We start from the raw sequence: 16,449 nt of genomic DNA on the forward strand, positions 1-16,449 counted from the left end.
CGAAGGGATACAATCAACCTCCGTCTTCAGCCTTCCGTCTTCCATCATTGTTAGTACTTTTTCTTCAATTCGGCCCCTCTGAAATAATGCATTAAGATAGCATTATAATCATAACCTTTAGCGCCCATAACCGCCGCTCCTATCTGGCACAAGCCAACACCATGGCCCCATCCGGCACCTTTTAGCACGAAAATTAGTTGTCCATCAACATCTTCCTTTTCGATGATAAAGGCAGAACTATAAAGGTGCGACTCCGACAATGCCTTACGAATTTCCAGTTCCTTACCAATGGTCAAGGTCTTTTTATCGCCCACTATCTTTAGCTTAATCAAGCGGCCAGAATCGCCTCGTTCAACAGGTATCATCTCCTGTATGGTTCCAAAGTCGATGCCGGTGCGCTTTTTAACCAGCTCACTCACTTCGCTTTGCCTATATCTTACTTCCCACCGGTAGAAATCGTTGGTTTCCTGGTCGTAGTCATTGAGTACCTGACTCAGCACTTCCTTATCAGTGGTATTACAGAATGCATCGGGCATGCCCAGCATCCATTTTTCGGCATTGGCCTCTGTTTTCAGATCGAGGTTAAAGCCTTCTGGATCGACATCGTTATCGGCAAAAGCCTGTAGGTAGGGATGATTCACCGGTTCCCATACATTCTCAAATTTCTCAACCATGCCGCCGCAGCATTTCGAGAAGCGGGCATCGCAGATGGCCTCACCACTCATTAACACTTCGCCCCAGGTAGCACGCACGGCATTTTCCACCTCTTCGGTGGTAGCCCTGGTAATGCCCTGGTAGCGCTGGCAATGGTCATCAGCACACACATCGAAGTTCAGGTGATCCTCACGGTCGTACCACTTAATAAACTCATCGTCGGTTTCGAACACCGACTTGTATGCATCCGTATTGCTTTGCAGGCTATGGTTCTTTTCAATTTGCGCCAGCAACCAGCTGCGCGATATCACCGCATGAGCCTTTAATAGCTCCAGTGACGATGTGGCACTCATCTCCGAAGAAATAACACTCATCAGGTAATCCTCAACAGGCAACACATTGATAGCAGTAATCTTGTCATTCTCAAGCAGGAGTTTTAATCCGCCTTTAAATGACTGATCCTCGTCACGCTCCCAATGGAAGTTAATACCAATAGTGACAGCATGAAGCGTGAAATAGGCATCCTCACTCTGTGGTTCAAAAAGCAACCCACTTTTAAGAATTATTTCTTCACCCTCTTCATGTTTCAGCAATAGAAAACCCTTTCCAAATATAGTGGCACTATATCTGCCCGATAACTTTACCCCTAATTTATCCTTAAAGTCTCCAAACAATGTAAACTCGATGGTTTCCTTAAATTGAATACCTACCTGTATAACCGGAATTTGTTTCATAATATTTTCTTTAGTCCGAAGTCCGTTGCACGGAGTCCGATGCTGATGTTATTATATTAATAGCGCATGGCGCGCAGTGCACTGTGCTTGATGTACTCTTTTTGTCCGTCCGAAGTCCGATGCTCGAAGTCCGAAACTCAGTTATTAGTGCGTAGTCTTGTTCTTAAACCACTTCTCTTACCCCTCTCTCTTTAGGTCACTCCCCAAGGGGAGTGAATGGCACAGCGACTTCTTAAAACACCTTCCCCTTGGGGAAGTGCCGCCAGGCGATGGGGGAATTTCACAAAAGTAAGCCTACATACAATACAAACGGTCGTGCATACACTTCTGGCACGCTTACATGCGTTTCTGACGAACTTACATATGATGCTGACGGGCTTACATTCGCCTCTGTCACGCTTACATTCAATACTAACCCACTTACATATACCTCAGACAAGCTTACATAGGATGCTGATACCACTTACATACAATGCTGACGGCCTTACATACGCTTCTGACGCACTTACATACTTATCTATTACTCATGCAAAGCCTGCTTCCGTTGAAACAGACCGTATTGATTTAGTTCAATTTCTTTTCGAAACGCCAAAACACCCTGTCAACAAGGGCGTTGGCATGCCAGGCGTAAAAATCAATGGGCCCCACCCAGGGAATAATGGAGCGCGACAAGCCCATCTCTTTCATGTCCTGCAGGCAGCGCTTAAGCAAAATAGCACCCATGCCCTTGCCTCGCAAGTCGGGGTGTGTGCCCATTGGACCAAACCAGCCGGTACCTTTATTATTGGCATTGTGAGCCGAAAAAGCCTTCACCTCACCGTTGAGCAAGGCAATGTGGATGGATGGCACCTCATCACTAAAAGCCATTTCCACCTCGTTAGTCCACAACAGCCATTCATCTTTAATAAAATCCAACACAGCCTGCTTATCTTCCGGCTTGGCGCGCCTCACTTCAATGCCATCAGTCCTTAAAGCATCTTCTCGGGTGCTCATGTCCCAATCCTGGTTTAGATCAACCACTAAATTAGATGTGTCGCCAAAGCGCTCGAAGCCGCGACGCATGGCCCAGCACAAAGCCGGCGTGTAGCGCGGATCAATTCCCGGCATAAAATAGTTGAGCGGTACATCATAGATGCGCACCACATTGGCCTGATGTGCCACAAATACCTCCTCCAGTCGTTGATACAATGCTGTTGCAACACCTTGTCGGCGATACTGGCTATCCACAGCCATGAGCTTTATATAGGCATAATTAACTCCGCGGATATGCCGCATCACCCCTTGCATAAATCCGATGATGCGCTGTCCATCTTTACACACAAAAGTGGCTTGCGGCATCCAATCAGGATCGCCTTCCAGCTTTTCCTGCAATAGTTCTTCAGTGATGGCATCGTACTCCCAGTTTTGATTAAGAAAGGCTGTTAGTTCAGCTCTTTCGGCCGGGTTGTAAAGGGAAATCGGGTATTTTATCATTGTAGACTTAAGATTTAAGACAAAAGATACAAGACTTTAAGGTTTATCTCTCAGTATTACTTTGCTTTTAAACTCTATTTTCGCCCCCTCTCCATGCGGGTATCACCCACTGCTACCGCGCGAATCCTTTCGCGTGGTGTATTATTCAAGCCACACGAAAGGATTCGTGCGGCAGCAAGGGATGGGGGACTTTTTATTTAGCCATCAGCTGGTTTAACAACTCTCCACAAGCCTCTTCTGACAGGCACACCTGCTTGAGGATATCCACTACATCCTTTCCGCCTATCTTCTCAAAATCTTCTGGACGGGGCGTGATAAACACACCTCCCATATCCACAGATGCCGGACTGATGAGTATCTGCTCATCTCCCTCGGCAAAATAGCAGGCCGGACGGTGCAAAATACGTGGAAATACATGCACCACATACTGCCCCTCTTCAAAATAGGCCAACACGTTGAGCATAGGTTCTACTTCATCGGGCTGACTGTCGGCAAGCATCTTATGAAGCTTACCAAACAAGCTTTCAATAGCCTCTTTATCACTTCCTTTAAAGGTGATGACACCGCGATTATAGCCTGCCCAGTTATACACCTCCACCCCATTATGAGTAGCATGCAGCTGTGCAAAGCGCTTCCCCCTGAAATCGGCTTCAAGCGGCATAAAACCTTTAATACCTGCCTGAAAATGGAAATGGTCAGGCGCCGAGGCTCCACACTTTGGTCCGTTATAAAACAAGGTGAATTCATCCAACTCATTGGCCAATTCCAGCATTGATGGAAAATAAGGAGCAATCAACTGCAAAGTATGCTCTTTATTGGGAATCGTCAGGTGTTCAGTAAAAATAGGAAACGGGTTGATGAGAATGGTATAATCGCCATAATCAACGCCCTCCTGTTCGGCCGGACGATTCTCTTCACATAAAAAGCACGGACGCTCCTGAATGGATTTAGTATCGACCTTGGCTGCCGATGAACGTATCCGCTCAGGATTAAACTGCACTTTTATTTCGCTGCCTCCATCCAGTTGCACACTTTTGGTTTTCACCTTCTGAAGACCGGCGTAGTTATTGGTGGCCAGACTCCAATCACAGAGCTGGCCTTGTATTAGTTTTTTGGTTTTGAGAGAAGTGGTCATTTTATTAACTTCTTACATTTAGCTGATAGCCGATAGCTATTTACAGCTTGGGTTATTTTCAAAGTCCGAAGCTCGGCGTCCGAAGTCCGAAGACATTGATTCCACAGACCAGGATTCGTTCGGCACCGGACTGTGTTCTCCGGACTGCGGACTCTTCATCTACTGACTGTTTTTCACAAATTGCTGACGCGCTTTAAACTCCATGGTTCTAATCTTGTCCTTATAGAAGTTGTGCGCATTCATCTTGGCTATATCCAGCGATGCATCAGAGTTATCGTCCCAGCGACGACACAAGTACAAGGGATCGTAGATACGACCAATCTGGTACTGCCGGCTAATGTTCAAACCAAGTGCATAGTCCTCACCATAGCTGGTGTTTGGCACTTTCACATCGCGCAACACTGGTGTATAAAAGGCACGCGGTGCTCCCAACCCGTTAATGCGTAAGGCATTGTTACGTCCGTTATCTGGCGTCCATTCCCTGTGATCGATAAGTCCCGGAGGAATCTCTTCGAGCTTGAAGTTCACCATTTGGTAGCTACCCACCACCATGGCGCAGTTCTGCTCGTAGAAAGCCTTCACTACACGCTCAATCACGGTTTCGTCGATGTAGAGATCATCACTATCGAGCTGGATGGCAAACTTACCACATCGCTCATCGGCTACTGCCGCATTCCAGCACCCGCCAATACCCAAATCATCGCGCTCAGGGATGATGTGAATCAATCGCTCATCGTTAAACGAACGGATAATTTCAGAGGTTTTATCGGTTGAATGGTTATCCACAATAATCAGGTTGAAGGCAAAAGAAGTTTGCTGTTTCAATACCGATTCGATGGCATCGCCAATGGTTTTTTCACGATTACGCACAGGTATAATCACCGATGCTTCCACCGGATAGTTCCCTTCAGCAAATTCAATCTGCTTAAATTCGGGCTTCAGATAAGCACCTACTGCTTTCAGGTGCGCAGTACAGGCCAGCTCCATTTCAATCTGGCGGTCGCGGTTACGCGGATCCACATAGTCGAACATCTTCTCGCCCGACTTGCGCGTATCCAGTTCCACCTCAGTATAGAGCAATTCGGGTAGGTGCATCAACTCATGCTTTTGCGATACGCGCAAGCGTAAATCGTACAAAGCAGCATGCTTATAATCCGCATCCATGGCTTCCACAGCCTCCTTAAGAGCTGGTGCTTTATACAACAACAAAGAGCCGAAATTAAAATCATCGCGCAAACTCCCAGCCTGGTATTCAATCACCGGATGTGCTGATAATTTACCTTCTTTCTTCTCATAATAGTCGGCATACACCATACCGGCACCGGCATCATCGCCACAACGGGCCATGCGTTCCAAGGCATTCAGCCCAATATTCAAGGCCATTGTTTTGGTATAAACAGCCACATAGTCGCCGCTCACCTCGCTCAACAGCTGCCTCCAGGTAGCTGTTGCATCCAGGCCGCCAGTGGCCACTATCACGTTAGCTCCTTCTACTTCACAAGCCTCTTTGGCCACCACAATAATGTTTGTTACACCTGCGTCCTGAAACGTCTTTAGTGTTGGCATCATCTCTTCCTTACCAGCATAAGGCAGTATGCATGTCATATTTTCACCCATCTTTATTATGATTTAGTCTTATTAATCAGTTTGTTAGTTTTTAATATATAATTCTCGGCTATAGTCAAAATAGCTATTCCACATAAAAGAATCTAAGTATCTGCTTCATTAACTGTGTACGCTCCTGCTCCCCCATTACTGTTTCAAACGGAAAGCCCAATATGACCGTTTTATATTCTCCATCATACAAGGTACCAGCACTGGCGTTATTCTCTTTATAGCGGATGGCCGTTACAGCATGAATACCAATTGGCTCAATGGCATCTGGTGCCTCAACCGCATAATAATCGGGTCCAGGCTGCGTATTAAATGTGTAATGCCCTTTTAACACCGGATGTACATAATCAGTGGCATATATCTGGCCATTTCGCACTGCGTGGTTAGTTCGCCACTTAAAGCGTAACACATCGGCCGCAAAATCCTTGGCCAGCGTATCACGTGTCAAGTGGAAGTCGGAGCCCACATAAGCACCACTCATAAACACATGCTGCTTGTTGGAAGTTACTTTCCTCAGTTGTTCCATGAAAGCAGGCGTGTATATCTTATATTTTACCTCAGTCCCCTTGTATGATAAGGTGGTCTTTTCTTCACCCAATATAATGTCAATGGCCTTATAAGCTGACGCATCGTAGCTACTATCTTCAAATACCTCGTCACTCACCGACACAAACGAATAACCCGCCTGCATTATGGCCTTCCCATGAATAATCACATTATCGAAGGAGTTACCCTTAACGCCGGTTCCTTCGCAGGTGGCATAGCTGGCTCCCCAACCCGGGCTGTCATCATCGAGCCAAGGCGACTGGCGGTTGAAATCATATTGATGACCCGTAAAACTATAATCAATACCATCGGGTACGCCCATATCGTCCCACCAGGCCACACCGGCAAAATTACCTTCGTCGATAAAAGCAGGCGCACTAATGCGGTCAAATGCATTCACCACCAACACCTTCTCTGCCTTCCTGCGAGCAATACCCATAGCCAGTATCTCACCCGGAAAGCTCTCCCCTCCTTCGTTGATAGCCGTCACTTTGTAACTCACTATTTGTCCTTTTTTAACCTTAGGTAAATCATAGAAAGGTGCATCCACCAAAGTACCATTATCAAATCCACCAGTACCAATGCGACAATACACTTTATAGTGAGTTGGCACTGCTGTTGCCTCCAATGAGTCAATTACCGGCTGCCAGCTCAGACGATAGCCTTTGTCCGTTTCGGTAATAGCCATGTGGCTTACCGGCAGTGGTTGCACTACGTAATCACGTCCTTCCTGAAAAGCCAGAAACCTGAGCATGCCTTTATATATCGCCCGGCTGACGTCAAATCGAAAATGTGGATCAAGTCCATAGCGCATATCGGCCAGGTTTTGGTGCGACAGCAACTCGAGCAACATGGTAGGCACATTAGGGCGCCATGCCTCTGAGTACTGCTTATCCCACATACCACGACGCGTCCAGTCGGCGTTGTATTTAGCCTGAATATCATTTACAATCTGGGATTGAATAATATCAGTCAAATCGCGACTTGAGAGCTTTGATTGTCCATTAGGAAAATAACCACTGTCGCGCTGAGAGCTGTAGATACCAAGCGTTCCAATAATTGAATCGTCAGGTGTGATACCCGCATCTGTATGGAAAGCAAACGCCAAATCAATGGGTAAACCAAGTCCGGCAGCCTCTCTGTCTTTGGTAGGTCCGTTAGGTGCTCCCATCAGGTAATCAACCCACTCGCCCCGGCTCTGGTAGTCGTCGTTATAATCGTTTTTGCTTTCGTTAAGACTATACACCAAAGTATCGGGCATGCCTGCATACTGCAACCAATAGCGGGCAGCCTCCATGTAACGCGGGCGTTCTGATGTTTTCCATTCATACTGCTCCGGATCAACCACTTCCCCTTCTGATGCCTCGCGATTTCCATTATTCAGCGACCATTCGTTTGGTATCAATTCCTCAGCCGGACGTCGGGCCACATTGCCCATGCCGCCACCCAGTCGCACTGCATCAACCGATACCTGGCCATTGCCGCTTATTTCCACCAAAGCTTCTTGCTCAGGTGTAAAATAAAAAGTTCCCAAATAGGCCCAGGTATCGCCACCCATTGATTGATTAAGTACAAATTCGGTTTTTCCACCACCATGCTTCACCTTGTAGGTCACAACTTCACTATTGGTTGTATTACGCTTATAGGCCACATGCACTGCATACTCACCAGCTTCAGGCACCTTGGCATGAAACCCAGCTACCTTGCCGTTTGCATTACTAACCAGGTATGAACTGCCTGACAGAAATGGATTATCGCCACTGTATAAGGTATCCTTCCAGGCAAAGCCACTTTCCAGTTTATAATCAAGTTTCTTTGCCAGCTCAAGCTTTGTACCTTCTGTTGACCAATCATTGTCAATAATTACTTCATTACGATTAAAACATCGCTCACGTGGCAAAAACAGATTAGCCCCAGCGTTTTCGAGCATGGGTGCCAGGTAAGGCAACACATACATCATTGGCGATAAATCCTCAACCGAACCATATAACCGGGCGCGCTGCCACTCCCAACGGTCCAGTTTTGACTCGTAATACCACCCATGGCTGTGCCACAAAGCGATATGATTACCACTTAAGCCACTCGTATAATTATCTGTATCTGTTCTTTTAATATAACTCCCTGCATTCTTATTAGCTATGTGTCGTCGAGTATCTATTGATAGATTATGTCGATAGACATTAGGAATCAAATCTGTTAGTAAATATCCATTAGTATAAACCTGTGCTTTATACCCCTCGGCAAACTCTTTATGATTAGCCTGCAAACTCTTAAAAAAAGTATCCACCATTGCTTCGCGCCAAGGGAGGTATGACAACTGGTTATTAAAATAGTAGTTGATACTTTGTTTCGCCTTATCAACCTGCAAGGAATCCAAGGTTACAACACCTAAATGCGTCCATTCTGTTAAAGGATTTTGCCAATTCCTGTTAGCCTCAACAATGTACTCGTAAACGTCCTTGACTTCAGCATCCTGTGCCCAGGCAGATACCATATTAAGGCACATCATTATAATAACAACTATATTTTTCAAATATCTATTCTTCATTTCCATAGCAATTTGACGAACCAAAAATAGGAAGATTTTACAAAGTTTCAAATTTTTGTCATACATCTTACGTATTATTCTTGATTTGCTTTTATTTTATTTATACATTTGCAACGTATTCAGGCAAAAACATCTGCTCAATACATCAATAACACTAACCCCACAAGCGATTCATAAGCTTAAACACAAACTTATAATACATATCATACATATACAATATGGTACTAATTGCAGACAGCGGATCAACCAAAACCGAATGGTGCTTACTATCAAATGGCATCATTTCAGACAAATGTATTACAAAAGGCATTAATCCGTTTTACCAAAGTTCAACCGATATCCTGCAAAGTTTAAGAGAGGAATATACATTAAATAATAAGAAGCCTCAAGCTATTCATTTTTATGGTGCAGGATGTGCCAATGAAGAAAAGAACAACATTGTAAGAAAAGCTTTGCTTGAGTTCTTTGGCGAAATGCCTATAAACATTAACAGCGATTTAATGGCAGCAGCTCATTCGCTCTGTCAGAATAATGAAGGCATAGCATGCATATTAGGCACCGGTTCAAACTCATGTCACTACGACGGGCAGAACATTATCAACAATATTTCACCTCTTGGCTTTATTATTGGTGACGAAGGCAGTGGCGCGGTATTAGGCAAAAAATTAATAGCCGATATATTAAAGAAACAGCTACCTCAGTCTGTCACTGAGTTATTCTTTAATAAATACAACGCAACACCGGCCGAGATACTGGATAACATTTACAAAAAGCCCTTTCCTAACCGATACCTGGCCCAATACACTAAATTCATCTCAGAAAACATAGCAATTCCAGAACTCGAAAGCCTGGTAATTGTTTCATTTAAAGAGTTTATTGAGCGAAACCTGCTGCAATACAATAAGATTGAACAGCTTAAAATACATTTTACAGGCAGCATTGCCTTCCACTTTACAAAACAGTTAAAAAAGGCTTTAGCCTGCTACAACTTAAAGATTGGAAGCATCAATCAAGCCCCAATGGAGGGGCTTATTCAATACCACAATGATTTAAAGCATTAATAATGATAGCAAAGACAAAGAAGAGCAAGAAAATAAGCATAACCGAATCTCCCTCGCATTTTGACAACCTTGAAAAGATGTCAGTTGAAGAACTGATTACCAATATTAATAAAGAGGATGCCAATGTGCACCTGGCTGTGCAAAAAGCACTTCCGCAGATTAAAGAACTGGTTGAGCGCATTGTAAAAAGAATGGAACAAGGCGGCAGGGTCTTTTACCTGGGCGCAGGCACCAGTGGTCGGTTAGGTGTATTGGATGCTTCTGAACTACCTCCTACCTTTGGCGTACCCGATAACATGGTGATTGGGCTCATAGCCGGTGGCGAGAAAGCCCTTCGTCAAGCTGTTGAATCGGCCGAGGATGATGCCAATAAAGCCTGGAATGAACTAAGTGCGTATAAAGTTGACGAATTAGACACTGTCATAGGTATTGCAGCATCCGGCACGACACCCTATGTTATTGGCGGCATAGAACATGCGCGACGAAACGGTCTACTAACAGGTTGCATCACCTGCAATCCCAACAGCAAAGTAGCTGAAGTAACTGAATTTCCAATAGAAGCCATTGTTGGTCCTGAGTTTGTTACAGGCAGCACCCGACTAAAGGCCGGCACTGCTCAGAAGATGATCCTTAACATGATCACAACGACCATTATGATTAAGCTCGGGCGCGTTAAGGGAAACAAAATGGTGAACATGCAACTGACCAATAAGAAACTGGTTGACAGAGGTGCGCGCATGATTATGGAAGAGCTTAAATTGTCATATGAAGATGCCCGGGCACTGCTACTAAAACAAGGTTCGGTTAAAAAAGCCATCGAAGCCTATAAAGCTTCATGAACACTAAATAAACACCATACAAAAAGCGGGTTACCTCAATGATAACCCGCTTTTTGTATGGTGCTTATTATAATTTTAGAACTATACATTTTTAAAGTACTTGTCGTATACCTCCATGTTCCTTTCCAACAGCTCTACAGTATACTGATATGAACGGTCAGCATCTTTATCAATAAGCGCATTCAGTATTTCTTTCTGCAGACGTAAAGTATACTCTTTCTCCCCCTCAATATTAGCGTATATCATATTACGCAAACGCGGCAATAAAGAATAAATAGGCTCCATTGAAATAATCACAATGGGATTACCTGTTGCCTTGGCCATATTCATATGAAAGCGATTTATCAAATCCACTTCCAGCTGAGTATTATCCGGATTACACAATTCTAACTCCCTCACATTGGCCTGCAAAATCTTTACATCCTCATCACTTCGATTAGTAGCCGCCAAACGGCCTATTTCAGGCTCAAAAATCCGGCGAACTTCTATAATCTGACGTATAAGGTTTGAATCAAATTTCATATCGTAATAAAGATTAAGCGACTTAATTGCGTCCTCAATCTTCAACTCAGAAACGTACATTCCACTGCCCTTCTTAATCTCTATCAGGCCCCGCGCACTTAGACGTCGCAAAGCTTCACGAAGCGCTGTGCGACTCACAGCAAAACTTTCACACAATTCCTTCTCAGAAGGCAATTTCGTACCAGGTATAAGACGCTTGTTGCGAATTGCTTCCTCTATTTTTCGTTCTATCTTTTGACTTAGAGTTTGACTGGTGCCAATTTTTCCAAAAATATCGTCCATCAGTATAATCTTCTTAATACATCATACAAATCTAGAATAAATTCTATAAAATTCACCACACAAAATGTGGCATTCATCACTTTTTATGAGCAAAATACTTCATAAATACTGTCCATTTGTTCACAAAATCTGCTTAATTATTGCGAAATACCAACTGCGTTTTAAGAATCCCTCACAAAAAGTTACGACCTGACAAAATGGTTTATTGTGCAAAAAAGGGGATGACAACGCCATCCCCTTTCATAATATATAGTGCTCCAATTACTCTTGCTCAGCAAGGAATCGCTCTGCATCGATAGCTGCCATACAGCCAGAGCCAGCTGCAGTAACAGCCTGGCGATACTGATCATCCTGAACATCACCACAGGCAAATACTCCCGGAACGTTTGTTTTTGATGTTCCCGGTACAGTTTGAATATAACCTACATCATTAGTGTCAATATAATCGGCAAATATGTCAGAGTTTGGCTTATGACCAATACCTAAGAAGAAGCCATCAATTGCAATTTTAACTTCTTCCTCCTCAGGAGTACCCATGTTTTTCACTAAGGTAGCACCTTCTACCACTCCATCTCCGAACAGGCCTTTTGTTTGATGTTTCCAAAGCACCTCAATATTAGGCGTTTTTAAAGCTCTATCCTGCATCACTTTTGATGCTCTGAAGACATCACGGCGTACAATCAGGTATACTTTCTTGCACAAACCAGCCAGATACATAGCCTCTTCAAGAGCAGTATCTCCACCACCAACTACAGCTACATCTTTGCCGCGATAGAAGAATCCATCACAGGTAGCACAAGCAGATACACCAGATCCAGCGTATTTAGTTTCATCAGGTAATCCTAAATATTTGGCTGTTGCCCCGGTAGCAATAATCAAAGCCTCAGCTTCTACTACTTTATTTCCATCAATAGTAATTTTAAACGGACGCTCGCTTAAATCAGCAGCAGTTGCCATACCAAAGCGTATATCAGTACCAAATCGCGCTGCTTGCTTCTTCAGGTCTTCCATCATTTCCGGACCTGTTACTCCCTCAGGATAACCAGGATAGTTTTCTACTTCTGTAGTAGTGGTTAACTGTCCTCCCGGTTGCAGTCCTTCATACATAACCGGATTTAGATTAGCGCGTGCAGCGTAAATAGCAGCTGTATAACCAGCCGGGCCAGAACCAATTATTAATACTTTAACCTTTTCTGTTTCACCCATTACTTTATTCTCATCTTGTGGGGCATCCAGGTTTTCCATTTTTCCAAAAAGAGCCATAATATCTAATTATTAATATTTCTTAATAAGTTGTAAAACTACAAATTTTACACATCCCTTTCAAAAGATGTGCCGTATCTTAAATATGACATTTCACACGCAATAATGACAGTTAAAGCTTCTGCCAACTGACACTTAGAATCGATATATTAGCAAAGTCACTTTTCAAAAACCAACGAGTCACTATCAAAGTTCATTCCGGATACTAAACCTAATCCATTTTGGATGTTGGTATGAATTTTAACAGGTTCAAATACCGGCAGTCCCTCGTAAAATCCGCCATAGCCATCTGCCAGAATAATGGAACGAAAATAGCTGTAGTAATCAAATGTGTGGTGATAGAGATAATAGGTTATGCGTATCTTATCCTCGTAATAGTCAAAAAACAGGTTATCGCGAGGTATATATAGAGTTAGATCATACGTTTTACCGTTTATAATCGCATCTGTAAATAAACCCTGAAAATCAATGCCCGGCAAAAGACTTCCACTTTGATCGCCCTGGGTAAACACTGCATCATCCTTGTCGTAAACGATGGTTTTACGGGTATAATAGGGATCGCTTCCAATTGTTCCCCACCCTTCTCTGATGACCAATAACTGATAGAAATTATTCTGACCACCAGGATCCTGAAACCGAACTTTTGACTTAAGCATCTGTACTGTGCCATTATCAGCCACATCCTGCACAACTGATAACGTGTCTAGATCCATAATATCTATTGCTTCCGGTATGTATGACTCAGCCTTCACAGTATCACCATTCAGCTCATAGGCATTGATACGCAAATTATCCCCTGACTTAAATGTAAACTCAGGCCATTCACTCCAGGTGGTATCCGAGGGCAGAATATAAGCACCCTGAAAATTATCATTAACAAAAAGCTGAAAGCGACCTTTTTCAACATGCCCAAAATCCGCAACTGAAAGAATACTCCGGCTTTTACTTAAATGAAAGTTTAACGTACTATCCGGATAAATAAAAGCATACATAACCAACTTATCAGACTGTGTATTAAGGTCAAGTTCAATGTCCTTTTCACAGGCTAATACGCCGATAGTTAGTAATATTATATATAAGCGCTTCAGCAACATTTTAAAATTTTACGGTATATCTGACATAAGGAATTGGGATTGGAAAGAGACTAAACTGCTTTAATGAACGTGTAACCTCTCCTGTTTGCTCATTCTCACTGTCCGCAAAATACAAAAAGAATGGATTCTGACGACCATAGCTATTCATGACACCAACACTCCATAACCGACTCCCCCATCGTTTCTCTTTCTTAAAATTAAAGCCAATATCCAGGCGATGAAAGTTAGGCATTCGGTAACTATTACGTTCGTTAATCAATTGGTTATAGCTTGCATTACCATTGACCTCAGCAGTAGGCAACTGTGGAGCATAGTATTTGGTCTCTGGAAGAGTTATAGGATTACCCGTTCCAAAAGTCCAGGTAACGCCCATATCTACTTTTTTCGAAAATTGATAGGTTGAATAGATGGAAATATCATGCGTCCGGTCAAAATTAGCAGGGAATTCCTTTCCATTATTTAGTTCATCAAACTGATTGGTAGATTTAGAATAAGTATAGCCGAACCAACCTGTTAAATTTCCCATTTTACGATGAACCAACAACTCAAAACCATATGACTCGCCGTTGCCAACCGTCAGTTTACTCTGCCAGTCAGAAGCAAAATCGAAGTAACCAGTTGTTTCTTTATAAGCAAGTATATCCTGTAGTTTTTTATAATATAATTCTAACGACACATTAAATCCTTTACTAATCTCATACTCAAAACCAAGTGCATGTTGGGTAGCGCGCATTGGGGCAATTTGATCTGATACAGGCAGCCATAAATCAGTAGGCATTGCTACTGTTGCCGTACGAAGCAAATGCATATATTGTGTCATTTGGCTGTAAGCCATCTTAACCGAAAAATTATCTTTTATAAGAAAGCGAGCTGATAAACGTGGCTCGGCAGACCAATAATACTTACCGCTTTCTGTTTGAAATAAGGAAAAATGCCCTCCCATATTCACCTTTAACCTGGGCAGCAAATGAAAATCATCTTCCACATAAAAGCGAAACTCAGGACGATGCATGGCTGTACCTCCAAAGGTGGTATCAACAGGTGTTGAACCAGCAATTTCTCTCAACACCACATCTATACCCGGATAGAATGTATGACTAATAGCACTGCCGCCAAAACGCACATAGTGCTTAGGTGATGGCATATAGTCCAGGTCAATTTTGGCACTTAAATCGCGAATACCACTGTAATAGTTTTGGCTACCTTTACTCCAAACACCATCCGACATATAGTTTAGGGTTTGATCAATAAAGAATCGATAATCGCTATAAGCCACAGTGGTATTAGCAAATAGTTTATTGCCAAAGGTATGAATCCACCGAACCGAGCCGACATAATTCCTCCACCCAATGTCACTTTCATCATAGGTTTTTACTGTCTGTTCAGTTTGCTTTCCATCAGGCGACTCAACCGGAATAAACTGTTCATTATAGGATATACCATACTGATCCTTACCAAGGTAAGCACTAAAATACAAGCGATCGTTATCAGACAGTTTATAATTTAGCTTGGTATTGAAATCATAAAAATAGTAACGGCTTTTATCGACCTCCTTCAGCTGCCATACGCTGGTCAGTACATCAAAGTATGTGCGTCTTAATGAGACCGAAAATGATGACTTATCTTTAATCAACGGTCCCTCCACCGCCAGCTTACTCGATAAGAGCCCAATACTTGCCACACCTTTAAAGTCTTCATTATTGCCATCGTACATTCGTATATCAATAACTGATGACAGACGTCCGCCATATCGCGCAGGAAACCCACCTTTGATAACCCTTACATTATTAACCGCATCAGCATTAAAGATGGAGAAAAATCCAAGTAAATGACTGGCATTGTAAATTGGCACATCATCCATTAGTACCAAATTTTGGTCAGGGCCACCACCACGTACATACAATTCACTAAATCCTTCACCTCCACTCTGAATACCGGGTAAGAGCTGAATACTTTTTACGATATCCACCTCGCCCAGATATACAGGCACCTTTTTGATCTGTTCAATAGGCACATCAATCGTTCCGGTACGTGTACTTTTAACAGCTCCGGGCACTCGTTCGCCAACTACCGCAATTTCGTCTAACTCGGCCTTAGGCTCCATCATAAAGTAAATAGTTGTATCACTTTCGAGATTCATGTAATGATGACCATTTTTATAACCTACATAGGAACTGCTTAAATGCACAAAACCCTTTGGCATACTTATACTGAAGAACCCAAAATTATTACTCATGGTACCTAACAATAATTCAGGCTCATATACATTGGCTTGAATTAAGGCTTCCTTCGAGCTACTATCCAACACATAGCCCTTAATTACAAACTTTTGAGGTTCACCGTCGATTGGTTGTATGATAATTTTAGAACCCCTGACAATATAATTAGATGGACAATTAATAAACAGGGCATCCAGTAACTGACGAACTGTAGGCAATTGCATCGTCAACTGATGTTCTTCCTGAAAGCACAGCTGATTACTATAGCTGAATACAATGTTGGTTTGCCGCTCTATCTCTGACAAGAAGTATAGGGTAGAGCCGGTTGTTGTATTTAATTCAACCTGCCTATATAAAACATTTTGCCCATTCAAACTGGTGTTAATCAGCAGAATGAGCAAAACAAGAAGTGTGCTTTTATAAATATGGTTTAAGATTATTGGCATAAAAAATTAATCACCTCCG

11 protein-coding genes are annotated in these 16,449 nt (G+C 43.0%); 2 read left to right on the top strand and 9 right to left on the bottom strand.

Annotated features, from left to right (window positions below; all coding sequences use genetic code 11):
• Positions 1-50: 50 nt before the first annotated feature.
• From KDU71_RS00360 to KDU71_RS00380, 5 genes are all read right to left on the bottom strand, one after another.
• On the bottom strand, positions 51-1,388 hold the full coding sequence (locus tag KDU71_RS00360) for a SpoIID/LytB domain-containing protein (protein WP_212187904.1): 1,338 nt from the start codon (positions 1,386-1,388) through the stop codon (positions 51-53).
• Positions 1,389-1,952: 564 nt separating this feature from the next.
• On the bottom strand, positions 1,953-2,861 hold the full coding sequence (locus KDU71_RS00365; protein ID WP_212187905.1) for a GNAT family N-acetyltransferase: 909 nt from the start codon (positions 2,859-2,861) through the stop codon (positions 1,953-1,955).
• A 193-nt stretch (positions 2,862-3,054) separates the two neighbouring features.
• Positions 3,055-3,996 (bottom strand): DUF4922 domain-containing protein, encoded by a 942-nt coding sequence (locus KDU71_RS00370; RefSeq protein WP_212187906.1) that lies wholly within the window; start codon positions 3,994-3,996, stop codon positions 3,055-3,057.
• Positions 3,997-4,155: 159 nt separating this feature from the next.
• Entirely contained in the window at positions 4,156-5,613 is a 1,458-nt protein-coding gene (locus tag KDU71_RS00375; protein WP_212187907.1) for a glycosyltransferase family 2 protein, read from the bottom strand.
• A gap of 73 nt (positions 5,614-5,686) precedes the next feature.
• Positions 5,687-8,704, bottom strand: a complete 3,018-nt coding sequence (locus tag KDU71_RS00380; protein WP_212187908.1) for a golvesin C-terminal-like domain-containing protein — start codon at positions 8,702-8,704, stop codon at positions 5,687-5,689.
• A gap of 218 nt (positions 8,705-8,922) precedes the next feature.
• Here KDU71_RS00380 and KDU71_RS00385 point away from each other — a divergent pair, with 218 nt between their 5' ends.
• Complete coding sequence (locus tag KDU71_RS00385) at positions 8,923-9,765, top strand: ATPase (protein ID WP_212187909.1); 843 nt, start codon at positions 8,923-8,925, stop codon at positions 9,763-9,765.
• A 2-nt stretch (positions 9,766-9,767) separates the two neighbouring features.
• Complete coding sequence (gene murQ, locus KDU71_RS00390; RefSeq protein ID WP_212187910.1) at positions 9,768-10,604, top strand: N-acetylmuramic acid 6-phosphate etherase; 837 nt, start codon at positions 9,768-9,770, stop codon at positions 10,602-10,604.
• Between the two features lie 81 nt (positions 10,605-10,685).
• Here murQ and KDU71_RS00395 read toward each other — a convergent pair whose 3' ends face one another.
• From KDU71_RS00395 to KDU71_RS00410, 4 genes are all read right to left on the bottom strand, one after another.
• Positions 10,686-11,408 (bottom strand): FadR/GntR family transcriptional regulator, encoded by a 723-nt coding sequence (locus tag KDU71_RS00395; protein ID WP_212187911.1) that lies wholly within the window; start codon positions 11,406-11,408, stop codon positions 10,686-10,688.
• A 261-nt stretch (positions 11,409-11,669) separates the two neighbouring features.
• Positions 11,670-12,671: a thioredoxin-disulfide reductase gene (gene trxB, locus KDU71_RS00400; RefSeq protein WP_212187912.1), complete on the bottom strand. Its 1,002-nt coding sequence runs from the start codon at positions 12,669-12,671 to the stop codon at positions 11,670-11,672.
• Between the two features lie 158 nt (positions 12,672-12,829).
• Positions 12,830-13,765: a DUF4249 domain-containing protein gene (locus tag KDU71_RS00405; RefSeq protein ID WP_212187913.1), complete on the bottom strand. Its 936-nt coding sequence runs from the start codon at positions 13,763-13,765 to the stop codon at positions 12,830-12,832.
• 1 nt (position 13,766) lies between these two features.
• Positions 13,767-16,430 carry a TonB-dependent receptor gene (locus KDU71_RS00410; protein ID WP_212187914.1) on the bottom strand — a complete coding sequence of 888 codons (2,664 nt, stop codon included), beginning with the start codon at positions 16,428-16,430 and terminating at the stop codon, positions 13,767-13,769.
• Positions 16,431-16,449: the final 19 nt, after the last annotated feature.

The sequence above is a fragment of the Carboxylicivirga sediminis genome (genome assembly GCF_018156225.1).
Taxonomy (GTDB): Bacteria; Bacteroidota; Bacteroidia; order Bacteroidales; family Marinilabiliaceae; genus Carboxylicivirga; species Carboxylicivirga sediminis.

Coding starts and splice junctions, on each gene's coding strand:
- KDU71_RS00360 (WP_212187904.1), bottom strand. CDS start 1,388: ATGAAACAAATTCCGGTTATACAGGTAGGTATTCAATTTAAGGAAACC.
- KDU71_RS00365 (WP_212187905.1), bottom strand. CDS start 2,861: ATGATAAAATACCCGATTTCCCTTTACAACCCGGCCGAAAGAGCTGAA.
- KDU71_RS00370 (WP_212187906.1), bottom strand. CDS start 3,996: ATGACCACTTCTCTCAAAACCAAAAAACTAATACAAGGCCAGCTCTGT.
- KDU71_RS00375 (WP_212187907.1), bottom strand. CDS start 5,613: ATGGGTGAAAATATGACATGCATACTGCCTTATGCTGGTAAGGAAGAG.
- KDU71_RS00380 (WP_212187908.1), bottom strand. CDS start 8,704: ATGAAGAATAGATATTTGAAAAATATAGTTGTTATTATAATGATGTGC.
- KDU71_RS00385 (WP_212187909.1), top strand. CDS start 8,923: ATGGTACTAATTGCAGACAGCGGATCAACCAAAACCGAATGGTGCTTA.
- murQ (WP_212187910.1), top strand. CDS start 9,768: ATGATAGCAAAGACAAAGAAGAGCAAGAAAATAAGCATAACCGAATCT.
- KDU71_RS00395 (WP_212187911.1), bottom strand. CDS start 11,408: ATGGACGATATTTTTGGAAAAATTGGCACCAGTCAAACTCTAAGTCAA.
- trxB (WP_212187912.1), bottom strand. CDS start 12,671: ATGGCTCTTTTTGGAAAAATGGAAAACCTGGATGCCCCACAAGATGAG.
- KDU71_RS00405 (WP_212187913.1), bottom strand. CDS start 13,765: ATGTTGCTGAAGCGCTTATATATAATATTACTAACTATCGGCGTATTA.
- KDU71_RS00410 (WP_212187914.1), bottom strand. CDS start 16,430: ATGCCAATAATCTTAAACCATATTTATAAAAGCACACTTCTTGTTTTG.